We start from the raw sequence: 21,648 nt of genomic DNA, 5'->3' as shown, positions 1-21,648 counted from the left end.
TTTTGAATGGTAGCAATAAGAGTCAACTAAAAGCTGGTGCAATATTATCATATGTTGCGTTGTTTCTTAATAGCGGGATTTCAATCCTCTATACACCAATAATGTTGAGAATGCTTGGTCAATCTGAATATGGGTTATATAGTCTAGCAGCCTCACTTGCAGGTTATATAGGGGTGTTAAATTTTGGATTAGGAAATGCTGTTATAAGGTATACCGCAAAATATAGATCTGAAAATGATGAGGAAGGCTGTTATCAGCTATTCGGAATGTTTACTAAAATGTATGGATTACTGGGGATGTTTGCATTAATCATAGGAACAATATTAACCCATTACTCTCATTTTTCTTTTCAAGCACTTTAAGTATAGAGGAAATTATTAGGTTAAAGATAATAATGGGGATTATGACCTTTAATATTTCAATTGGGATAGGTCTTGGTCTCTTCAGTGTAATTGTTTTGGCTTACGAAAAGTTTATTATTGAAAAAATGATTGCTATCGTATGTTCTATTATTAATCCAATAATTATGCTACCTCTTCTATATATGGGTTACGGAACGATTACAATGGCAATTGTAACAACTGTAATTAATATAGTTTCCATTTTAATAAATATCTATTTTTGTTTTAAGGTAATAAAGATAAAAGTTCATTTCGAAAAAATTAATTATAGCATGTTAAAAGAAATAATTTTATTTTCATCTTATATTTTTATAAACCTAATTATTGGAACTCTATATGTACAAACAGATCAATTTATATTGGGAATTTATAGTGGGACAGTTGCTGTTTCCATTTATGCAATAGGAGCAACTTTTACAGGATACTTTTCTGGATTTTCCTCAGCTATATCAAATGTATTTTTAAGTAAAGTGTCGGGAATGGTTTTTAATGATGTGTGTGATAAAGATTTATCAAACTTATTTATCAGAATAGGACGAATTCAATATATAGTAATAGCATTTGCATTTAGTGGTTTTTTTGTATTTGGCCAAGAGTTTATAAATTTATGGGTGGGAAGTGAGTACAATCAATCCTATACTATTGCTATATTAATTTTAATACCGCTAATTTTTTTCCTTATTCAAGGGATGGGTGGTATTATACTTCAGGCTAAGAATATGCATGGATTTAAGACTATTATTAACATTTTTATGGCAATATTTAATTTATTTTTAAGTCTTATATTTGTTCAGTTGTGGGGGGCAATAGGATGTGCTTTAGCTACAGGTATTTCTTATATGACAGGAAATATAATTATTATGAATTATTATTATTGGAGAAAAATAAAAATTGATATTGTTGGTTTTTGGAAAAATATATTGTTTATGAGTTTGCCACTGGCCATTAGTCTTATATTTGGTTTAACGATAAATAAACAACTATTTGCAGAGTCTTGGATGTTTCTATTTTTTAAAATGATAGTGTTTTCTATAGCATTTCTAGTCCTAATGTGGATAACAGGAATGAATCAGTATGAAAAAGAATTATTATTAAAAGGACCAATAAAAAAAATAAATAACAAATTAAAATTAAAAAGTAATGTAGCTTAAAAACTCGCTTAAATTTATCGAAAATCCCGAAAAAAAGGAAAAATATCAGTTCGTTCTTTATAATGAACTAAAAATGTAATGCGATTTAATAATATTGGATTTGGAATTACTTTAAAAGAATCCTTTTGGGGGATTTCTCAATGGTAAACACCTTTTATTAAGAACGTCTGTGTAAATATTAACGGGAAGAATTGATTACGCTGCTGGCAGATAAACCCGAGAAACTTGTAGTCTGAAGTGTGTGTGGATGGGGTAGATGCCTATAAATGTGACTTTACTCAGAAATAAAAGTATAAGGGTGCGGCTATTTTACTTTATTGAAATGTTAAGAAAATGTTTAGAGTGGTGTAATTGAAGCTATTAATATCATAACATGATGAAAAAATTATGTTGATTCATTTTAGAAAGATTCTTTGGAAAGCCTAGTATTGACATATCAGTAAAAAAACAATGATTATCATCAGAGTTAATTTATATACAGGAGGAATTATATGACCGTTGACATCCATAATCACATTTTACCTGGATTAGATGATGGGCCAAAAAACTGGGATGAAATGTTGCTGCTAGCAAAACAAGCAGCTGCTACTGGTATCTCTCATGTAATAGCCACACCTCACCATAAACATCAACATAAGGAGCATTTTTATGAAAATGATCCTTTTACAATCAAGAAGTTGGTTAAGGAAGCAAATATACATTTAAAAAATAAAGACATACCATTAACTATATTACCTGGTATTGAATTTCATTTGCACAATCAAATCCAGTCCGATATTAAAAAAAGACTAAAAGATTTCTTAACTTTAAACGACACTGGAAAGTATATGTTAATTGAACCTCCGTGCCATCACTTACCAGACCATACAGATATGACATTAAAACTTTTACAAAAGGTAGGTTTTGTACCAATAATTGCTCATCCAGAAAGGAATCGAGTATTAAGAAAAAATCCATCAATAATCTATAAATGGGTAAAAAGTGGAATTTTAATTCAAGTTACAGCGGGTAGTATCAATGGCACATATGGGAAAAGACTTAAGAATTTTTCATTGCATTTATTAGATCATGAGCTTGTTCATTTTATAGCATCAGATGCTCACCATATTAGAAGACCATTTGAATTGATTTCGTCCTATGAGTTTATTGATAAAAAATATTCTACAGAGTATCGAAGTTATTTGGAAAATAACGCATCTAAAACGTTGAGTGGGGCAGGAATTGAAATTAATGAACCAACCTATATAGAAAAAAAACATCAATATTTTTTCTTTTATAATCATCCATTAAATCGAATAAGAGAAACCTAAGGTTAATTTCGGAGGTGTACTTATTATTTTGAAAAGAATACTAGATTTATTAGGGGCACTTTTCATCCTGTTTATATTCTCACCAATCATAATAGCATTATCAATTATTATTAAAATTAAGATGGGTTCTCCGATAATATTTAAACAAACTAGACCGGGCCTTCATGGAAAGCCATTTAATATCTATAAATTTAGAACGATGATTGATAAAAGAGATGAATATGGGAAAATGCTTCCAGGCAAGTATCGGTTAACAAAAATTGGGGTTGTAATACGGAAATACAGTTTAGATGAACTGCCACAGCTTTTTAATGTAATAAAAGGTGATCTAAGTTTAGTTGGTCCAAGACCATTGTTACCTGAATATCTTTCATTATATACAAAAGAACAAGCACGTAGACATGAAGTAAAGCCTGGTATTACAGGTTGGGCTCAAATCAATGGGAGAAATGCAATCGATTGGGATAAAAAATTCGAGTTGGATTTATGGTATGTAAACAATCAATCTATCTGGCTTGATCTGAAAATCTTACTTCTAACAATAAAAAAAGTAATTAAAAAAGATGGTGTAAGTGCCAAGGAGCATTACAGCATGGAACGTTATAAAGGTGTTAGTAAAAATATGTAAATAAACTGAACGAGGTGCAAAACATGGAGAAAATCGTAATTACAGATGTAGGGGTTGCTCCTGCTGAGAATGTTATTAAATCTTTTAATAAATCTGCAACAAAGGAAAAAATAGTTGGTGTATCTAGGAATCCTTTTAATCTATTTTCCTCAAAAGCGGAAACTAAAAATCATATCCCATATGAATATGCATTTGGAGATAATTATAAGAATTCATTATTAGATCTGTTAAAAAAGGAAAAACCAGGATTACTGGTTTTTATGAATGATCGTGAAATACTAGAGGCTTCAAAATATAGAGATGAAATAACAGCAACTGGAACAAAACTGTTTATGCCCGAGCACGAAGTAATTGAGGCATGCACAGACAAATATAAATCTTACAAGATATGGGAAGCACAAGGAATTAAGGTTCCAAAAACGATGATTGTCAATAATCGAGATGATTTAAAGAAGGCATTTCATGTACTTGGTAATCAAGAAGGTAAGATTTGGTTACGCTCAACTATCGGAGCAGGTGGAAAAGGCGCTTTACCAACAAATGATTATGAATTTGCTGCAAATTGGATTGACATATATAAAGGTTGGGGTTCATTTACTGCCTCGGAATTATTACAATCTGAAAAGACAGTTACATGGCTTTCTATTTGGTATGAAGGTGAGCTAGTGGTTGCACAAACTAGAAGACGGAAATCCTGGGGGTTTGGAAATCGCACATTATCTGGTGTAACGGGTATAACCGGAGTTGGTGAAACATACTCAGATGAAACTGTAGACCGGGTAGCCTTAGACACAATACTTGCGATAGATGCTAAACCTCATGGTGTGTATGGTGTAGACATGACATATGACAAAAATGAATTTCCAAATCCTACGGAAATAAATATGCGATTTTTTACAACCTGTTATTTCTTTACGGAAGCCGGGTTGAATATGCCTGAAATATATAAGGATATTATACTTTATAATAAGTTTCCAACATTAGAGAGCAAGATTAATCCACTCCAAGATGGACTACTTTGGATAAGAGATATGGATAGAGAACCAATTTTAACAACTGAGAACGAAGTAATGAAAAGAATACAAGAGAAAAATATTTATACAGTATAAACTAAATAGTTCTATTAAAGAACATTTAAAAAACGTCACTTTAAATACTAATTAAAGGAGAGTAAAGATGTCCATTTTAGTTACAGGAGGAGCGGGTTATATAGGGAGCCATACTTGTATTGAGCTTCTTGAAAGTGATTATGATTTAGTAGTATTAGATAATTTGTCAAACAGTAGTGTTGAATCTATAAGACGTGTTGAAAACATTACGGGAAAGTCAATAAAATTTTATAAAGCAGACTTACTCAATCGCAATGAAGTTGAGCAAGTCTTTATTGAAAACACAATTGAAGCAGTTATTCATTTTGCAGGGTTAAAAGCAGTAGGAGAATCTGTGCATAAACCACTACAATATTATCAAAATAATATTTCAGGGACGATTATATTATGTGAAACTATGGAAAAATATGGTGTATACAATATGGTCTTTAGTTCGTCAGCAACAGTATATGGTTTGCAACAACAGGTTCCACTTTCAGAAGAATTACCAATAAAAGCTACAAATCCGTATGGTAGAACAAAATTAATGATTGAGGAAATATTAAGGGATTTGTATAACTCAAATAACTCATGGAGTATTGCTTTATTGCGTTATTTTAACCCTGTTGGGGCACATCCTAGTGGATTAATAGGAGAAGACCCTAATGGTATTCCGAATAATCTAATACCATTTATTTCCCAAGTAGCTGTAGGTAAATTATCATGTCTAAATATATTTGGAAACGACTACGATACTAAAGATGGAACAGGTATCAGAGATTATATCCATGTGGTCGATCTTGCATACGGTCACATTAAGGCACTTGAAAAGGTATTATCTAGTTCTGGTGTGGACGCATACAATCTAGGTACTGGTAAGGGTTATAGTGTACTAGAAATGATTAGATCTTTCGAAAAAGCATCTGGAAGAAATATTCCTTATGAGATAGTGGGGAGACGAACGGGAGATATTGCTATCAGTTATGCGGATCCATCAAAAGCAATTGCTGAACTCAAGTGGATAGCCAAAAAAGGGATTAAGGAAATGTGTGAAGATTCATGGCGCTGGCAACTACATAATCCAAATGGATATAAAACAGAAACTAAAGTGCTAAGAGTTACGTAATGAAAAGGATTTTAAAAATGTTGACACTTCGTTAAAGAGGTGATATTTTTATAATATATTGTTCTTTATAAAGAATAAAACATGATTGTTTATAAAACAAATCGACAGATAATCTACTTTTATTTGGTTGGATTTAGTTTTACTTTTTATGATAAATCTGTTCTTTATAAGAAACGATAATGTGTGAGTGTTACCTATTAGGAGGATGTAATGAGTGCCATAGCTGGTTTTTATAATTTGAATAAAGAACCAATTGCTATAGAAAATTGTATAAGTATGATGCAAAGTTTGAGCAAGTTTCCAGCAGACGCTATACAAACAATGTACAAAGGGGATATCTTTTTGGGATGTCATTCCCAATGGATTACACCCGAGTCGGTAGGAGAACCATTACCTTATTATGATTTTGAAAGACAGTTAGCCATTACTGCTGATGCGATTATAGACAATAGAGAAGAATTGTTTGACAAATTGGATATAAAAAGTGACAAAAGAAAAAACATGCCTGATAGTCAATTAATCTTGCTAGCCTATCATAAATGGGGAGAGAACACCCCTAAATATTTAATAGGCGATTTTGCTTTTATAATCTGGGATGAAAAAAGTGAAGTTCTATTTGGTGCAAGAGATTTTTCTGGAAGTAGAACATTGTATTACTACCATGATTCGAATCATTTTGCATTTTGTTCCATTATAGAACCATTATTAACTTTACCCTTTATAAAAAAGCAATTAAACGAAGAATGGCTTGCTGAATATCTTGTTGTTCCGGGAATGATTGATGCAGTAAATTCGGAAATAAGTCCCTATAAGGGAATTAAGCAAATACCACCTTCTCATTCTATATTAATTGATAGACAGAGAATTAGGACAATTAGGTATAGTAATCTTGCGTCAATTGAACCATTAAAGTTTAAAACAGATGAAGAATACATAGATGCGTTTCAAGAAGTTTTTCAAAAGGCAGTTAATGCAAGATTAAGAACTTATCGTAAAAATGGTGCACAGCTAAGTGGGGGTTTAGATTCTGGTGCAGTAGTAAGTTTTGCTGTTAAAGAATTAAAAAAAGAGAATAAAGAGTTATTAACTTTTAGTTACGTTCCTCCAAGTGATTTTACAGCTTTTAAATCTAGTAGACATATTTGTAATGAGAGACCCTATATTAAAATGACTGTAAACCATGTTGGTGGAATTAAAGATCATTATTTAAACTTTGATGGTAGAGATTCTTTTACGGAAATCGATGATTTCATGGAAATTATGGAAATGCCTTATAAATTTTTCGAAAATTCTTTCTGGTTAAAAGGAATGTTTGAAAAAGCTTACCAGGAAGGAGTTGGTGTTCTTTTAAGTGGAGATAGAGGGAACTTCACAATCTCATGGGGATTTGCATTGGATTATTACGCACTTCTATTAAAAAAATTCAAATGGTATTCACTTATTAGTGAATTAAATAAATACAGCAAGTTAACAGAGGGTCCTAGACTTGGTAATCTACCATACATTGCAAGGTTGGGATTCCCGATAATTGACAAATTGTTTCCTCAGAAAAATATGTATCAACTTCCGAAAATAATAAATCCAAATTTTGCTGAGAAAACAAAAGTATTTCAAAAACTTAAAAGCTATGGAATGGACCAATCAGGGTGGTATCCAAATTTAAACATTTTTGAGGAAAGAAGAAAACAATTTGAAGATGTTTTCCAATGGAACGCAGGCAATACACTTTCTTCGAAGTTATCATTACGCTATTCTTTGTGGAAGCGAGATCCAACTAATGATTTACGTGTCGTACGTTTTTGTTTAGCAGTTCCTGAAGAGCAATATGTACAAAATGGCTATGAACGAGTACTTGTTAGAAAAGCAACTAAGAATTATTTACCAGATAGTATTAGATTAAATCAAAGGTCTAGAGGTATTCAAGGTGTTGATTGGGTTCATCGGATGGCACCTCATTGGGATAGTTATAAAGAGGAACTTCTTTCTAATATGAATGATAAGTATGTCTTAGAGTTTTTAAATGGAGATTTATTAAAAAAAGCTTTTACAAAGGTAGAACGTGGACCAATACTTACAAATTCAATTGACCCGGAGTCTAAGATATTAATGAGAAGTATTATCATATCTAGATTTATAAAGAAGTTTATCTGAAAGGAGGTGACATAATGAAAAAAGATTGGAACAAACCAACACTATTAGTATTAGATGTAAAAATGACAATGGCTGGTCAAGATGGACCTGCAACTGATGCAGCGTTTCCAAATGGTACTCTCAAGGGAGATTTAACATTTTGTTAATTAACCAACACATAATATTTTATGTGTAATAAAAATTTTATTAAGTACTAATGGCCCTTTTACACTAGTAAAAGGGCCATTCACAAAAAATGCATTTTGTAAAACGGGGTGAAAATAATGACTCATATCATAACAAATAAAATATATAAGGCTTATGGATTTTATCTTAAAAGTGAAATTTCTTTACCAGAACTACCACAGGTATGCAGTAATGTAATTCATGATATTGAAATAATCACAGAGGATGTAACTGATTTATGGGTTCAATTATCTGATACGTATAATGCTTTTGTAATAAAGGAAAATTTAGTAATGTTTCAGGTGCCTAATATAGCTATCTTTGCAATTAGTAATGGGAATCAAATCCTAATTACCCCACTAGAAGGTTATGATGAGGACGTCGTTAGATTATATATATTGGGAATATGTATGGGTTCAGTTTTGTTACAAAGGAAAATAGTGCCACTTCATGGAAGTGCTGTAGAAATAAATGGAAAAGCGTATGCTTTTGTAGGAAACTCGGGGGCGGGGAAATCTACACTTGCATCTACATTCGTTAAACAAGGATTTAAACTGTTAAGTGATGATGTTATTGCTGTAATTTTTAAAGATGATAATCCTATTCCATATGTTACCCCTTCTTATCCTCAGCAAAAGTTGTGGGAAGAAAGTTTGAATAAACTTGATATGGAAGCTAAAGATTACAGATCTATATATGGTAGAGAAACGAAATATAGTGTTCCGGTTTCAAATTACAGTTCAGAAAACCTACCATTAGCTGGTGTATTTGAAATAATGAAAACTGACAATGATGATATAAAGATAAGTGAAATTGAAAAACTTGAGTCTTTTTATACACTTTATTATCATACATTTCAGAACTGTCTAATTCAAGGTCTTGGACTAATGGATTGGCATTTTAAAACGACGACCAAAATTATAGAAAATATTAAGATGAATCGAGTACAAAGACCAGTTTCGTCCTATACTGCACCACAACTTGTTTCTCTAATACTTTCAAACATAATGGAACTTGCTCCAATGGTTAATAAATAAGAAGAGTTGTATGAGAGTAGGGGGAACTGCGTATATGAAGGCGGTTTTATTCTTTGTAAAAAAATTAAGTACCTTTGCTGGTAAGGCATTATATATCAATTTACTTGGGATCCTTTTTATTAGTCTACTAGAAGGTGCAGGAATATTCTTAGTTATACCTTTAATTGCCCTCACAGGAATATTCAATTTAAATACATATGATTCTATCCCTTTTTCTTGGCTATCTTCCTTTTTCGGATCCATTCCTGAAACAATTAGTTTATTAATTATTTTATGTTCATACATTTTGATAATGATTGGACAAAGCTATTTTCAAAAAAGACAAACAATAACTAATATGAAGATACAACAGGGGTATATCCGTTATTTAAAGGAAGAGGTTAACAAAAGTCTATTAGAGGCAAGTTGGAGTTTTTATTTAAAACGAAGAAAGTCTGATTTAATTAATATGATGACCTCAGAAATCGGAAAGGTTGGAAACGGAACTTACTTGTTTTTACAGTTTCTATCGTCTATTGTATTTACTTTTATACAACTTGCAATTGCTTTTTGGTTATCTGCACAGATGACAACTTATATTTTAATTTTTGGATTATTCCTTATTTATTTTGCACGAAAATTTATTAAAAAATCCAATTCAATTGGTAAAGATGCTTTTGAGCTAAATAAAAATTACATTGCTGGAATAACCGAGCAATTAAACGGAATTAAAGATATTAAAAGTAACATATTAGAGGAGACTCAACTGAAAGACTTTAGTAGTACTTGTAAAAGGATGGAAGAAAATGTGGTAAATTTTTCTAAATTATATGCTACTTCACAATTTACCTATAAAGCCGTTTCAGCCGTTTTAGTTGCACTCTTCGTTTTTTTAGCCATTAAATTATTTCAGGCTCAAACCACAGAACTAATGTTAATTGTGATTATTTTCTCAAGACTTTGGCCTAGATTTACTGGAATTCAGTCAAATTTAGAACAAATTGGTTCAATAATACCATCCTTTGAAGCATTAATTGATTTACAAAGAGAAAGTATGCTGAACAAAGAACTCCAAGATGAGTATTATAAAAATGTAGAGTCGCTCAAGATTGAATCTAAAATTGAATGTAATAATGTTTCATTTAAATATAAACAGGATAATTCTTCGTTTTCCCTAAAAAGCATATATATTAATATACCGGTAAATAAAATGACTGCTGTAGTAGGTAAATCAGGTGCTGGTAAGACTACACTAGTAGATGTCATAATGGGTTTAAATAAGCCTGATAGAGGGGAAGTATTAATAGATGGTACCTCTATATCAGGTGATAATCTGGTACCATATAGACGGTCAATAAGCTACGTCACGCAGGATTCTTTTCTGTTCAATAAAAGTATTAGGGAAAATTTATTATTGACTAATCCAACTGCAAGTCAAAATGAAATTTGGCAAGCACTCCAGTTTTCTTCGGCAGCTGATTTTGTAAGTAGTTTACCGGAGGGATTAGATACACTTGTTGGTGATCGTGGCATTAGGTTATCTGGAGGTGAACGCCAAAGGATAGTTTTGGCAAGAGCAATTTTGCGTAATCCTCAAATTCTTATTTTAGATGAAGCAACTAGTGCTTTAGATACTGAAAATGAATCTAAAATTCAAGAAGCTATCGATAGATTAAAAGGGAAAATGACCATTATTGTTATTGCACATAGATTATCGACCATCCGTAATGCGGATCAGGTTATTGTGTTAGATAAAGGAAAAGTAATACAGTCAGGTGAGTTTTATGAATTGGCAAAAGAAAAGAAAGGTATGTTTAGTACATTGTTAGGCAATCAAATGAGGGCAAGTGTTTAATTTTTTAATAAAGGTAATTATACTAAAAATGTCTTTAGTTATTTATTTTAGGTTTTTTATGCAATATTTTCCTAAAAAGTTATATAGTTTATATCCGTTTTAACAAGAAGTATAAACGTATAAAGCCTATTATTGTTGGGAGGATTTATTTTTGAGGCTAGCATTTATTTCAGACATTCACGGCAATGCGGTAGCATTAGAGTCGGTATTAAATGATATAAGGAAGAAGAACGTTGATAACATTTTTGTACTAGGCGATTTGTGTTATAGAGGACCTGAGCCAAAAAGATCATTAGAACTTATAAAGGATTTAGGAGGAACTATAATAAAAGGCAATGCTGATGAATGGGTCATTCGCGGTGTACAAGAAGGTGAAGTACCAGATAGTGTGCTCGAAGTCATGAATAAAGAGAGAGATTGGACCGTTTCAAACTTAAATCCAGAGGATATAGAATATTTAAGTGGGCTCCAATCTGAACTACATATCGAATATGGTGGTACTCATGTTCATGCTTTTCATGCGACTCCTAATAGTTTGTTTGATGTGGTAAAACCCTTTGAAAATGATGAGAGCATGAAAAGAAAGTTAATGGTTAACGATGCTGATATTTTCGTGTATGCACACATCCATATGCCATTTATCAGGTACATAAATGGAAAATGCATTGTAAATCTTGGAAGTGTTGGCTTGCCTTTTGATGGTTTAAGGAAGGCATCTTATGTAATCTTAGATATTGAAGAGGAAGGTTATCAAGTATCAAGCGTGAGAGTTGACTATGACTACTCTAAAGTCATTAAGCAAATCGAAAATTCTGATTACCCAAATAAAGAGTTTCTTTCAAAATTGATATACAACGCAAAAATATAATAATTATCATTAAAACGCACCGATTTTTTTATCGGTGCTTGGTTAGTTTAAAAAGCTCGAAAAAAATTAGTAAATCTTTTATGTGTTAATTGTAAGTATAGGGCTACATAACTTTTAGTAGAATGAAGTGTGTTTAGTTCTGTTTCTACCAGATATTTAGATGGGAAAATCCATGCAAAGAGTTCAGCAATACTATGAGAAAATAAATCAAAACTAAAAATTTGATAATCGATGAAGTCTAAATATCTTCGAAGAGATTTTTTTCTAGTTGTAATACTTCTTCGTAGCTCCAAAATAAAATAGACTTTTTCTTGAACAGCCTCTTTTTTTCACTTAGATAAGGGAAAAGTTTATAAACGATAGATAATGTCCTAATAATCCTATTTAGTGTTTTATCTGTTTTTGCTTGTTCAAATATCTCTTTGTATGAAATGACTAAAACGTTATTGTTAATAAGCTGTAAAATATCTAGAAAATATTTTAACGAATTCATATTATGTCTCCAGCCATGGAGGGTAATCATATAAAACGTGTGTTGGTCAGATAGTTCTTTTACATAATTAAAATTACTTATAGGAGTTGCGTCCTCCCAGAACTGTTTTGTATCCAAACTAGACGTTTTAGGATCCGCAATATTCCAATGTATCTCAACCATTAATGGTATAAAGGAATGAGGTATTTCTTTAGTGAAAGTTAAATTAAAACCAGATGGAACAGCCTTAGGATCTGGAACAAATCCAAGCTTTTTTATACGAACAATAGCCCTATCCAGCTCAAACGGTTTAACGAGTAAATCAATATCCGATGTTCCCCTTGCCCCAACATGTCCAAAATACTTCTCCGCAAAACGTACCCCTTTCAAAGGAATTACTTCAATTCCAACTTTCTCAAACTCTCGTAAAATTAGTTCTGTCTGATTCTTAATAAACAGATTTTGATACAGTGCTTCAGTGTACTTTAGTTTTAGTCGTTCTTGAAAGAAGGGGGGAGTATACTCTAATTGTTCATTTTGTTTTAACAAATGATAGATCTGCGAAGTAATCCCGAAAAATTCAATGTCATCAATTGCTTCTTGATAGTACTGCTCATCAAGTGGGAGTGGAAATGTAGAATCATATATTGAACGAATTATTTCTATGGCCACTGTGATACCCCTCTCTTGTTAATTTGAAACGAATGACAGCTCAGGCTGCTCTAGTTCAAATTGTGTTTTATATAGATTTTGATAAAGCCCCATTTCATTTAATAATTGGTCGTGTTTTCCTATTTGAACAATTCTTCCTTCATTCATTACTACAATTAGGTCTGCATTTTGAATTGTTGAAAGGCGATGGGCAATGACCAATGTCGTTCTATTTTTCATTAAACGGTCCAGAGCACTTTTGACATAATATTCGGTTTCACTATCTAATGCTGAAGTGGCTTCGTCTAGTAATAAAATAGGCGAATCCTTAAGCAATGCTCTTGCAATTGCAACACGCTGTTTTTGTCCACCCGATAGCTTTACGCCACGCTCCCCGATTTTAGTGTCATAACCCTCAGGTAAACTCATTATAAAATCATGGATATTTGCGTTTCGTGCTGCCTCAATCATTTCCGTTTCGGTTACATAAGGGTGTGCAATCAGTAAGTTTTCTTTTATTGTTCCATCGAAAAGGAAAGATTCTTGTGGTACTAAGGCTATTGAACCTCTTAATTCTGAAATGGATAGTTCATCAGCACACTTTCCGTCAATCATGATTTTTCCTTCCTGTGGCTTATAAAATCGCAATAAAAGATTAAACAATGTCGTCTTGCCAGCCCCACTGTGGCCAACTAACGCGATTACTTTTCCTGCTGGAATATCTAGATTAAGTTCTTTGAAAACTTGTTTACCTTCCTCGTAACTAAATGAAAGATCCTTAAACTGTATAGTAGGGCCTGTTTTATTTGGTATTATTTGGGTCGGCAAATGATGTGATTCCGGCTCGTAATCCAATACGTTTGAGATTCTTTCAATTGCAGTTATCGAGTGTTGAAACCCCGCCCATAGACCTGCAATACCTGAAAGGGGATATATTAGATGTCCCATCAATGTTAGGAAAATAAATAAAGAGCCCACAGTAATTTCTTGAATCGATACAAAATATGCACCTAGGCAAAGGCAAATTAAATAGGCAGCAGAACTTATTGATTGTGAGATGGATGAAAACCAGCCACGGAGTTTTGTGTTCTGCAGTTCTAAGTTATAAAGGTCTTTGTTTTGTTTCGCATATTTTCTATGAAAAACCTTTTCTAATGTAAAAGAACGCATTACCGATAACCCTTGAAAAGATTCATTAAGCAGAGTATTCATATCACTGTATAATTTATGTATTTTTCTACTGTTTTTCCGTAGGATGAGACCAAAAAATGCTCCAACAAATAGTCCCAGTGGGGCAATTGAAACGATAAGTAAAGTCAATTGCCAACTTATTTGGAATAAATAGATAAATGCAGCAACAAACATTAACGGTAGTCTTACAAACTGAATCAAACTACTTCCTATTAAACCATCGATATTGTGAACATCATTTGTAAAATGAGAAAGCAATTCCCCAGAATGATGATTCGAAATTTTACTACTTGGTAGTAGTAATACTTGTTTGTATAAATCATTTTTCAAATCCCTTTTTACAGGACTTGTCGCTAAAGTTTCCAAGTATGTTGAAAAAAATGAAGATGAAATGCTTAAAATTGTTAAGCCAATACCAAAAGGAACCAACCATTTTAAAGAATCGAAGTCACTTCGAACTGCTGCATCAGTAATATTTCCCATGTACCATGCGAATGCAACAGTTAAAAAGATTTCAATTAATAAAAAGAAAAGGAGACCTATATAAGCCATCCTATGGTTGTTGATATAAGGTTTTAATAAATTAGTAGCCCTTTTAATATCTTCTATATTTACGAGTTGTTTAAATGATACTATTAGATGCTGTAGCTTTGATTTCATAGACTACACTCCACTTATATACGAATATGTAATTTGTTTCCTTGTGTTTTTGAGAGATACACTTGTAGTAAATTAGATATACTTGGCATGGTTATAATCAATTGTGTCCAACATTTGTTTTTGAAACTGGTTATTTTTTTCGATTTATTTTTTCTGTTTAATTTTGTTAGTTTACCAAGAATCTGATCTGCTTCAACTGGCTCATCAAAAGCAAGATTTGTATCGCCTTTAAAAATAAAATGTTTTTTATTACTAATGATGGTATTGTTATAGAACCTATGAGCTACAAGTTGCCCATTTTTAAGGAAAAACAACACGATGTCGCCTTTTTTTAAAAAGGCGGGGTTACAAACAGAAAAACTACATATATCTTCTTCTTTTATAAAGGGATACATACTCATCCCTTTGGATGGGAGGTCAATTGTACCGTATTTACGTAAGACATTCGATATCAAAGCTATTTCGGTACTTTTAACCTGCATGCTCGACCAACCCACATTGAATTAATTGTTGTAAATAATTTTCAACATCTTCGAAAGTAGTTGAAGAGTTATAGTTTTCTTTTATTTCTTGAAGAAGTGAATTAGGTGATTGTGATTTGTCTAGTAAATGCCAACAAAAGCCACCTATTTGATTTAATTTTGTAATGGTATAATTATCTGTATTTAATATAATCCACTCGTCCTCTAACTGGGTAATGTCGTAATTACTTTTCTTAATGTATTGGTTCATTATGAAATCAACTCCCAAAACGTGTCATTTTTTTGAAAATGCAATTCATAAATTGGTACAGTTTGAACTAAATACTTTAATAAGTCCAGAACTTTCCTAGTTTCCACGTCAGAATACTCCCAGAAAAATACTTTATCCAACAAATGAAGAAGCCCGTCGGCTTTTTTTAATTTAATTCGCTTATTCTGTAAGGATTGATGTAATAGTTGAATGCTTGATAATGGTAAACTGCTGTCCTTACAGTTTGAATCTAGTTCACTATTAAAAGGTGAGTTAAAGACTAAAACTTCCTCAGAAGTTATTTTGACAATTGTAGCCTCATCCGATAATAGCTCTCTTGGCTGGGATAAACGAGCTGCTGTTGATTTTCCAGCACCTGAATGTCCGGAGAATATATGAGCTGTGCCATTTTCTTTAACGCAAGAGGAATGAATTAATAAACCCCATTTATGGTGAACAATAAACGAGCTGTAAAGGTTCATAAGTGCATGTTTGAGGGCAAGATCGTTATGAACTTTAATAGTTGCATTTTTGAATTCAGCATCTATTTCAACCAAATAATCAGCTCTTTTATAAAAAAGTTTGTCCTTACTTCTAATGACTTCGACTTTATAATCTAAGAAAGGAACACCATATCCTTCGTAGATATTAATAGATAAATCTAATTCGTCATTATTATATTTTCCTATTACATTAAAATTCTTAATTAATCCCTTTGCTAAATTACTAGAACAGCACTTAATTAGCATTAAGTGCTGTCCAATATTAATATAAAAATTCATCCTGTCTTTTGCTCCTTGTATTTAATGAAAAATATTTTATCCATTCCCTCTACCTTTTCCATTGTTCCCATTATTCCCATTGTTTCCACCAGGCCCACATGCCCAAGGTGGAACATTTCCCATATTAGGTGCTCCTCCTGGAGGTCCACCATTACCATCTCCTGGAGGCCCCGGAATTTTTCCATTGCCCATCCTACCTGCACAGTTCCAACTTTGAGCTGTTTCAAAGCGAATTGCTTGATGGCTTAAAACAAGTGGACGATCTTCTACAACTTTAATATTCATATTTACCATCTCCTAAAATTGTATATTATAAAGAACAGTGAAATTAAGCTTAGTAAAAAATTGACCTTAAAGGTTATATTATCTTTTTTATTATAGAACACAGATAGTTCGTTTTAAAGAATTAACCTTCGACAAATCCCAACAAATCTTATGATGTGAAATGTTATAAATTCTTAATAAAGAAATTAAAATAGATAAATGACTTGAAAGTATTTACACAAGGAAGGACTTAGTTTATAATGTTCTTTAAAAAGAACATATTCTTTAGGAGGTCCAAAATGCTAACCAACCAAACCATTTCATTAAATAACATCGTTTCACAACGCGAAGGTAACATCGTAAGTAATATGGGTGAAGAGAAGGTAATGTTAAGCGTTCAGAACGGAAAGTATTATAACTTAGGAGAAATTGGCGGAGAAATCTGGGATCAAATTGAAAGTCCTAAATCAGTAAATGAAGTGATTTCTTCCTTATTAAATGTGTACGATGTAACCCAAGCAGAATGTGAAGAGCAAGTATTATCGTTCTTGGAGCATTTATATAATGAAAAACTAATTGAAATTAAATAAGAGGTGTCTGAAATTATTAAAAGAATGAAGGCATTTTTTTTACTTGATTTTGCTACGAAAGTTATTTTAATAGAAGCTTTTTTTATTTAGCCTGGGGACGAATTTTAAAAGCATTGCCGTTTGCGAAGGTTGCTCCTACTTTAGGGGTACCATTGAGGGAAACATCTTTTAAGAAGAATGTTTCTAATATGAAGGAATTAAAAAATGTAGCAAATGCGATTCGAATCATGAGTAACTATACATTTTGGGAGAGTCAATGTCTAGTTAAAGCGATTGCCGGGATGAAAATGCTTGAAAGACGACACATCGACTGTACTCTTTACCTCGGTACGGCAAGGGATGAGAAGGGGAGCATGATTGCGCACGCATGGTTGCGAAGTGGAAACTTTTACGTATCCGGTGCTGAAGGAATGGAAAGGTTCACAGTTGTCGGCATGTTTGCAAAAGGAGTTCGTAATAATGAATTCATGGGAGATCGAAATGAACAACATTACTCAACTTGATGTATCTAAGGTGCCTAAGGAACTTATCTTTCTTTTAGATGTTATTAAAATGGAAAACATAACTGATATTGCAGAAAAATATAAGAAATCCCTTGATCAAATGGACTGGGATCACATTCTTAAACTGGTTCTTCACCATCGTCTATATCCACTTTTATACTCAAAGATTAGCGTATTAGAAAAGATGAGAATCCCCACGAAAGTCGTAAAAACGATTTCGTATTATTATCAAAAAAATACCTTTCAGATGCTTCATCTTTGTGGACAAATGGAATACGTTAGTAAATTGTTTATTTCTAATGGAATCTCTCCTTTGTTTTTAAAAGGTCCCGTACTTGCTACAGACCTTTATGGTGATATTTCTCTTCGTACCTCTGGTGACCTAGATGTTCTTATCTCGATTGAAGACTTAGAACGTGCTGAAGAACTTCTTATTGAAGAGGGTTATATAAAGGATGAATATATTCAAACTGTGTTGAACGATTGGAAATGGAGGCATCATCATTTTACTTATTTTCATCCGAAAAAGGGGATAAAGCTTGAAATACATTGGAGGCTAAATCCTGCGCCAACAAAAGAACCAAGTTTTCATGAGTTATGGAACAGAAAAAGAGTAAGCACGATTACTAAGTATCCTGTTTATATTTTAGGTAGTGAGGATTTATTTTTCTTTTTAGTAACACATGGAGCTAGGCATGGTTGGTCCAGGTTACGCTGGCTATTGGATATCCATATGCTAGTTCAAAAAGAACTTCATTGGCCAGGGCTTCGAAATTTATTACATAAATATAAAACTATACATATAGCGGGGCAAGCCTTGCTTCTTACATGCAATTTGTTGGATACAGAAATAACAGAAGAAATGGAGCCACTCATCAAAAGTAATCGGAGTCAATTGTTGGCCCAGCAAGCAATTTTTTATAGTGAGAGAATGATAAACTTACATACAGAACCAGTCCCCCATGATATATCAAAATATCATTCACGCCATTTATTTTCACTTATGTCAATCCAACAGAAGATAATGTTTATACTGAGTACATTGCATCCTTACTATATGGACAAGGAAACACTGCCATTACCTAAGAAACTACATTTCTTGTACTTTCCATTAAGGCCATTTCTATTGATGTGGAGAAGAGGAAGTAGGCAAGTTTAAATGAATCGGAATCAGGACATGATTGTAACGAAGTATAATGTTTGTAGGTAAAGGTAGGTTTTTATGCAATTATTTATCATTCGCTTTATTTTAAGATTTTTACCCGTTATATATATGGTATGGATATGGTTACAATCAAGTCATTTTAATCCTAGTAAATTAGAGGGGATACATGTACAAATTGGTATCCCCATTTATTTATTGTTAGGTGCTGCACTGGAAATTGGTCATCTTTTTCAGTTTGCTATTTTATATGCCTTGTTGGTGATGGCTTTCCTGACCTTTGGAAAGCTTTCACTCAAGATAGAAATTCTTCTTTTTGCAATTGCTGTACTATATGGTGTGCTTGATGAAATACATCAATTTTATGTACCGTTCAGATCCTTTTCGATAACTGATTTAATAAAAGATGGTATTGGCGTTATCGTTGTATCCTATATCATCCACAAAAAGTATTTTAATAATGAGCAATCTAGACTTGGTAGATTATTAAGGGGAATCACTGTATTGCATTAAAAGGTCTTAAGGCTCTTGTTACTGCTATTGACTGAAATTGTTTAAAAATATATGCAGTCAAAAACAGTTTATAGAAAAAAGTGACTACTTTTAAGAAAAGTGTAAGGCATTTGGGAGTCTACTACTCCCAAATGCTTTTTTTCAATGCTATCATTCGTTCTTTTGTAAATGAGTATTTGGTTGGAATTTATTATATTTTAAAAATTTCGGGTTTTCTTTTATAAAAAATCATAGAAATCCGTTTTCTCACTTTATCAGTATGCTTCTCGGTCAGTAATCCAATTATCCATGCATATCCAAAGACTATCATAGCTAGCAAACCTTTTATAACTAATGAGTTATCTTCAAATGGCCATAAAGGTGACACTCTCCATGTTAGTATAAAGTTTGCCAATGGGTAATGAGTTAAGTATAAGGTATAAGAAAATCCTGCTAAATACTTTGGGATATTAAATTTTGATGAGCTTGGACTTTCATTTAAAAAAGAAATAATAAAATAAGTAAGCACTGAGAATGATAATCCTACACCTAAATCAAAAAGGAAATTACTACCTGCTTTATAATTAAGTGAAAAAACTGCTAGTATAGAAACTATTACCAAAATAACAATTTGTAAAGCTTTATTATCTATCTTTATTCCCTTAATAAGGGGAATAGCAGCTCCTAACAACCAAACCAAAAAGTACGACATAATTTCTTTGCCTATAAAAATAGAAATAGTTATGGAAATAATTAGGTAGAAAAATTTTGTGCTTTTTTTTCTTGAATGAAAAATTAGAATTATACAAGGAAATAAAATATAGTACCAAAACTCATATGTTAAACTCCAAAGTGGTCCATTTAACCCAAATGGTCCTTCTGTAATAATCCCTTGAAGGAAAAATAAGTTTCCAATTAATAATTCCCAAGTTAAATAATCAGAAACCCTTAAATCTAGGGGACTCATATCTTCACCGAATAAGCCGAGTTGTATTTTCGCCCAGATATAAGTTAGAAGCAATGCAGGAATAAGAACAATAAAAAGTCTTGTTATTCTTTTGAGTAGATAATCACTCCAACTCCATCTGTTTTCTGAGATTGATTTTAATATACTTGAAGAAATAAAATATCCACTAAGCACAAAAAATACCATAACTGCTTGGTAACCAGGCAAAGGCACATAAAAGTGAAATAAGAATACAGTTAGAGCAGAAAGAAATCTTATAAAATCTAGAACACTTGAGGCTTTACAGTTATTTCTTACAAGATTTAAATTCTTCACACTACAAACACCCACCTTAGTTTTTATATCAATAATTTTAACACAACCGTTCATTATTAAGAACAATTTTATTTTTTTTAGAACATCTGTGTAAAAAGTTATAATAATTCATTTTGTTTTGTTGATTCGGGGTGAACATATAGGAATTTTCAATCGTATATGGAAGAAAAAATGTACTTTGTATGAAAAGTTTGCAAATTAGCTATTATAAATTTATAGTGAATTATTTCCAGGTTCGATCGATTTTCAATATTAGAGCTCTGCGAAAAACTTTTTGCGTCTTATTAAAAAATACAATCGTTTTCTAAAACAAGAATTTATCCAAAAAATAAAAAAGCCCTTCAAGAGATGAATTATTTTTCACTCTCCTGAAGTGCCTTTTTATTTATTGTTCGTGTTTTTCCATTTGTTAAATTCTAAGAACGCTTTAAATTCTTCTTTTGAAACCCCGGACTTCATTGCTTCCTGGACAAGTTGTGCCCAGTCAGAATCAAGATCTTCTATTTGAGCTTCGTGATCCTCATCATGGAGTAATGTATTCACCGATACCCCAAGGACCGCGGAGATTTTCTCTAAAAATTGAATAGAAGGATTTGATTGAAGGTTGCGTTCGATTGAACTTAAGTATGATTTTGCAACCCCAGCTCTTTCAGCTAATTCAGATAAGGATAATTTTCTTTGCAAACGGTATTGTTTGATACGTTGACCAATCATAAAATCCACCTTCCTCCATTTTGATTATAACATAAAATGAAGAAATTGTTTTGTATGACGAACGATTTATTCAACTATTTTGCAAGAAAATGCGCTTTTTCTAGAGTGGGAGTGGGTTTTATTGTTCTTTATCCAATCATCGAGTCAAGTCCGCCAGCTTTTTCAGCAAAGAATGTTTTAATTTCATTCACGCTGATTCCCATATCAAGTGCTTCTAAAATTAAATCTACCCATTCCTGATCAAGTGTTTCGTTTTCTGATTTCATCATATTTTCCAATACCCTCCCAAAATACATTAGTATTCCAGGCAATCCAGCCGTCATAATTGATAATCTCCAACCTTAGACCCGTGACTTTGCGTCCCTATTTTTCAATAGGTTTGCCTTTTTCTGAT

At 32.3% G+C, this 21,648-nt stretch carries 23 protein-coding genes, 1 pseudogene and 1 riboswitch; of the genes and pseudogenes, 15 read left to right on the top strand and 9 right to left on the bottom strand.

The genetic code is table 11. From position 1 onward, the window contains the following. Positions 1 to 2: 2 nt before the first annotated feature. The 11 genes from BTHG_RS27475 to BTHG_RS17650 all read left to right on the top strand — a co-directional run bounded on the left by BTHG_RS27475 (position 3) and on the right by BTHG_RS17650 (position 11,759). Positions 3 to 362, top strand: coding sequence for a lipopolysaccharide biosynthesis protein (locus BTHG_RS27475; RefSeq protein WP_232284495.1), 360 nt, complete (start codon positions 3 to 5; stop codon positions 360 to 362). Between the two features lie 32 nt (positions 363 to 394). Further along, a complete protein-coding gene (locus BTHG_RS25270) occupies positions 395 to 1,552 on the top strand; it encodes an oligosaccharide flippase family protein (protein ID WP_232284494.1) in 1,158 nt (385 codons plus the stop codon). Positions 1,553 to 2,043: 491 nt separating this feature from the next. Continuing rightward, a complete protein-coding gene (locus tag BTHG_RS25265; RefSeq protein WP_010678072.1) occupies positions 2,044 to 2,862 on the top strand; it encodes a tyrosine-protein phosphatase in 819 nt (272 codons plus the stop codon). Positions 2,863 to 2,884: 22 nt separating this feature from the next. Beyond that, positions 2,885 to 3,490 (top strand): sugar transferase, encoded by a 606-nt coding sequence (locus BTHG_RS17685; RefSeq protein WP_083849188.1) that lies wholly within the window; start codon positions 2,885 to 2,887, stop codon positions 3,488 to 3,490. 23 nt (positions 3,491 to 3,513) lie between these two features. After that, on the top strand, positions 3,514 to 4,599 hold the full coding sequence (locus tag BTHG_RS17680; protein ID WP_010678070.1) for an ATP-grasp domain-containing protein: 1,086 nt from the start codon (positions 3,514 to 3,516) through the stop codon (positions 4,597 to 4,599). Positions 4,600 to 4,666: 67 nt separating this feature from the next. Further along, on the top strand, positions 4,667 to 5,704 hold the full coding sequence (galE, locus tag BTHG_RS17675; RefSeq protein ID WP_010678069.1) for a UDP-glucose 4-epimerase GalE: 1,038 nt from the start codon (positions 4,667 to 4,669) through the stop codon (positions 5,702 to 5,704). A gap of 210 nt (positions 5,705 to 5,914) precedes the next feature. After that, positions 5,915 to 7,855, top strand: a complete 1,941-nt coding sequence (locus tag BTHG_RS17670) for an asparagine synthase-related protein (protein ID WP_010678068.1) — start codon at positions 5,915 to 5,917, stop codon at positions 7,853 to 7,855. Positions 7,856 to 7,869: 14 nt separating this feature from the next. Continuing rightward, positions 7,870 to 8,001 carry a paeninodin family lasso peptide gene (locus BTHG_RS26895; protein ID WP_148361262.1) on the top strand — a complete coding sequence of 44 codons (132 nt, stop codon included), beginning with the start codon at positions 7,870 to 7,872 and terminating at the stop codon, positions 7,999 to 8,001. 117 nt (positions 8,002 to 8,118) lie between these two features. Beyond that, complete coding sequence (locus tag BTHG_RS17660; protein ID WP_010678067.1) at positions 8,119 to 9,057, top strand: phosphoenolpyruvate carboxykinase (ATP); 939 nt, start codon at positions 8,119 to 8,121, stop codon at positions 9,055 to 9,057. Positions 9,058 to 9,091: 34 nt separating this feature from the next. Beyond that, on the top strand, positions 9,092 to 10,891 hold the full coding sequence (locus BTHG_RS17655; protein WP_010678066.1) for an ABC transporter ATP-binding protein: 1,800 nt from the start codon (positions 9,092 to 9,094) through the stop codon (positions 10,889 to 10,891). A gap of 151 nt (positions 10,892 to 11,042) precedes the next feature. Beyond that, complete coding sequence (locus tag BTHG_RS17650) at positions 11,043 to 11,759, top strand: metallophosphoesterase family protein (RefSeq protein WP_010678065.1); 717 nt, start codon at positions 11,043 to 11,045, stop codon at positions 11,757 to 11,759. A 238-nt stretch (positions 11,760 to 11,997) separates the two neighbouring features. Here the strand turns inward: BTHG_RS17650 and BTHG_RS17645 are convergent, their stop codons facing one another. From BTHG_RS17645 to BTHG_RS17620, 6 genes are read right to left on the bottom strand one after another with little or no spacing between them, the layout of a single operon-like run. After that, a complete protein-coding gene (locus BTHG_RS17645; RefSeq protein ID WP_010678064.1) occupies positions 11,998 to 12,903 on the bottom strand; it encodes a nucleotidyltransferase family protein in 906 nt (301 codons plus the stop codon). 18 nt (positions 12,904 to 12,921) lie between these two features. After that, the gene (locus BTHG_RS17640; RefSeq protein ID WP_010678063.1) at positions 12,922 to 14,733 is read right to left on the bottom strand and encodes an ABC transporter ATP-binding protein; all 1,812 of its coding nucleotides are present in this window, start codon (positions 14,731 to 14,733) and stop codon (positions 12,922 to 12,924) included. Positions 14,734 to 14,747: 14 nt separating this feature from the next. Then, positions 14,748 to 15,215 carry a S24/S26 family peptidase gene (locus tag BTHG_RS17635; RefSeq protein WP_010678062.1) on the bottom strand — a complete coding sequence of 156 codons (468 nt, stop codon included), beginning with the start codon at positions 15,213 to 15,215 and terminating at the stop codon, positions 14,748 to 14,750. Further along, complete coding sequence (locus BTHG_RS17630; RefSeq protein ID WP_010678061.1) at positions 15,205 to 15,465, bottom strand: PqqD family protein; 261 nt, start codon at positions 15,463 to 15,465, stop codon at positions 15,205 to 15,207. The genes BTHG_RS17635 and BTHG_RS17630 overlap by 11 nt, the downstream gene beginning before the upstream one ends. Further along, the gene (locus BTHG_RS17625; protein ID WP_010678060.1) at positions 15,465 to 16,247 is read right to left on the bottom strand and encodes a hypothetical protein; all 783 of its coding nucleotides are present in this window, start codon (positions 16,245 to 16,247) and stop codon (positions 15,465 to 15,467) included. The genes BTHG_RS17630 and BTHG_RS17625 overlap by 1 nt, the downstream gene beginning before the upstream one ends. A gap of 36 nt (positions 16,248 to 16,283) precedes the next feature. Continuing rightward, complete coding sequence (locus BTHG_RS17620) at positions 16,284 to 16,532, bottom strand: hypothetical protein (protein ID WP_010678059.1); 249 nt, start codon at positions 16,530 to 16,532, stop codon at positions 16,284 to 16,286. A 278-nt stretch (positions 16,533 to 16,810) separates the two neighbouring features. Between BTHG_RS17620 and BTHG_RS17615 the strand changes: the two genes are divergently transcribed. From BTHG_RS17615 to BTHG_RS17600, 4 genes and pseudogenes are all read left to right on the top strand, one after another. After that, positions 16,811 to 17,101 (top strand): lasso peptide biosynthesis PqqD family chaperone, encoded by a 291-nt coding sequence (locus tag BTHG_RS17615; protein ID WP_010678058.1) that lies wholly within the window; start codon positions 16,811 to 16,813, stop codon positions 17,099 to 17,101. Positions 17,102 to 17,125: 24 nt separating this feature from the next. Then, positions 17,126 to 17,604: pseudogene (locus BTHG_RS25260) on the top strand (lasso peptide biosynthesis B2 protein). Beyond that, positions 17,561 to 18,763 (top strand): nucleotidyltransferase domain-containing protein, encoded by a 1,203-nt coding sequence (locus BTHG_RS17605; RefSeq protein WP_010678056.1) that lies wholly within the window; start codon positions 17,561 to 17,563, stop codon positions 18,761 to 18,763. The pseudogene BTHG_RS25260 and the gene BTHG_RS17605 overlap by 44 nt, the downstream one beginning before the upstream one ends. Positions 18,764 to 18,826: 63 nt before the next feature. Beyond that, on the top strand, positions 18,827 to 19,279 hold the full coding sequence (locus BTHG_RS17600) for a VanZ family protein (protein ID WP_010678055.1): 453 nt from the start codon (positions 18,827 to 18,829) through the stop codon (positions 19,277 to 19,279). 190 nt (positions 19,280 to 19,469) lie between these two features. Here BTHG_RS17600 and BTHG_RS17595 read toward each other — a convergent pair whose 3' ends face one another. The 3 genes from BTHG_RS17595 to BTHG_RS25255 all read right to left on the bottom strand — a co-directional run bounded on the left by BTHG_RS17595 (position 19,470) and on the right by BTHG_RS25255 (position 21,523). Beyond that, on the bottom strand, positions 19,470 to 20,540 hold the full coding sequence (locus tag BTHG_RS17595) for an acyltransferase family protein (protein WP_010678054.1): 1,071 nt from the start codon (positions 20,538 to 20,540) through the stop codon (positions 19,470 to 19,472). Positions 20,541 to 20,921: 381 nt separating this feature from the next. Beyond that, a complete protein-coding gene (locus tag BTHG_RS17590; RefSeq protein ID WP_010678053.1) occupies positions 20,922 to 21,254 on the bottom strand; it encodes a helix-turn-helix domain-containing protein in 333 nt (110 codons plus the stop codon). 128 nt (positions 21,255 to 21,382) lie between these two features. Then, positions 21,383 to 21,523: an anti-repressor SinI family protein gene (locus BTHG_RS25255; RefSeq protein WP_148361259.1), complete on the bottom strand. Its 141-nt coding sequence runs from the start codon at positions 21,521 to 21,523 to the stop codon at positions 21,383 to 21,385. A 34-nt stretch (positions 21,524 to 21,557) separates the two neighbouring features. Then, a riboswitch (cyclic di-GMP riboswitch) is annotated at positions 21,558 to 21,648 on the bottom strand.

Origin of the sequence: Bacillus timonensis, assembly GCF_000285535.1 — a bacterium.
Classification (GTDB): Bacteria; Bacillota; Bacilli; order Bacillales; family Bacillaceae_L; genus Ferdinandcohnia; species Ferdinandcohnia timonensis.
This window is presented reverse-complemented; position numbering and strand designations above follow the sequence as displayed.

Bases quoted from the DNA above. Each gene is read 5' to 3' on its own strand.
- BTHG_RS17630 (WP_010678061.1), bottom strand. From the start codon at position 15,465: ATGAACCAATACATTAAGAAAAGTAATTACGACATTACCCAGTTAGAG.
- BTHG_RS17605 (WP_010678056.1), top strand. From the start codon at position 17,561: ATGAATTCATGGGAGATCGAAATGAACAACATTACTCAACTTGATGTA.
- BTHG_RS17590 (WP_010678053.1), bottom strand. From the start codon at position 21,254: ATGATTGGTCAACGTATCAAACAATACCGTTTGCAAAGAAAATTATCC.
- BTHG_RS25255 (WP_148361259.1), bottom strand. From the start codon at position 21,523: ATGATGAAATCAGAAAACGAAACACTTGATCAGGAATGGGTAGATTTA.
- BTHG_RS25270 (WP_232284494.1), top strand. From the start codon at position 395: ATGGGGATTATGACCTTTAATATTTCAATTGGGATAGGTCTTGGTCTC.
- BTHG_RS17680 (WP_010678070.1), top strand. From the start codon at position 3,514: ATGGAGAAAATCGTAATTACAGATGTAGGGGTTGCTCCTGCTGAGAAT.
- galE (WP_010678069.1), top strand. From the start codon at position 4,667: ATGTCCATTTTAGTTACAGGAGGAGCGGGTTATATAGGGAGCCATACT.
- BTHG_RS17655 (WP_010678066.1), top strand. From the start codon at position 9,092: ATGAAGGCGGTTTTATTCTTTGTAAAAAAATTAAGTACCTTTGCTGGT.
- BTHG_RS17660 (WP_010678067.1), top strand. From the start codon at position 8,119: ATGACTCATATCATAACAAATAAAATATATAAGGCTTATGGATTTTAT.
- BTHG_RS17640 (WP_010678063.1), bottom strand. From the start codon at position 14,733: ATGAAATCAAAGCTACAGCATCTAATAGTATCATTTAAACAACTCGTA.
- BTHG_RS26895 (WP_148361262.1), top strand. From the start codon at position 7,870: ATGAAAAAAGATTGGAACAAACCAACACTATTAGTATTAGATGTAAAA.
- BTHG_RS17635 (WP_010678062.1), bottom strand. From the start codon at position 15,215: ATGCAGGTTAAAAGTACCGAAATAGCTTTGATATCGAATGTCTTACGT.
- BTHG_RS25265 (WP_010678072.1), top strand. From the start codon at position 2,044: ATGACCGTTGACATCCATAATCACATTTTACCTGGATTAGATGATGGG.
- BTHG_RS17620 (WP_010678059.1), bottom strand. From the start codon at position 16,532: ATGAATATTAAAGTTGTAGAAGATCGTCCACTTGTTTTAAGCCATCAA.
- BTHG_RS17600 (WP_010678055.1), top strand. From the start codon at position 18,827: ATGCAATTATTTATCATTCGCTTTATTTTAAGATTTTTACCCGTTATA.
- BTHG_RS17625 (WP_010678060.1), bottom strand. From the start codon at position 16,247: ATGAATTTTTATATTAATATTGGACAGCACTTAATGCTAATTAAGTGC.
- BTHG_RS17615 (WP_010678058.1), top strand. From the start codon at position 16,811: ATGCTAACCAACCAAACCATTTCATTAAATAACATCGTTTCACAACGC.
- BTHG_RS17670 (WP_010678068.1), top strand. From the start codon at position 5,915: ATGAGTGCCATAGCTGGTTTTTATAATTTGAATAAAGAACCAATTGCT.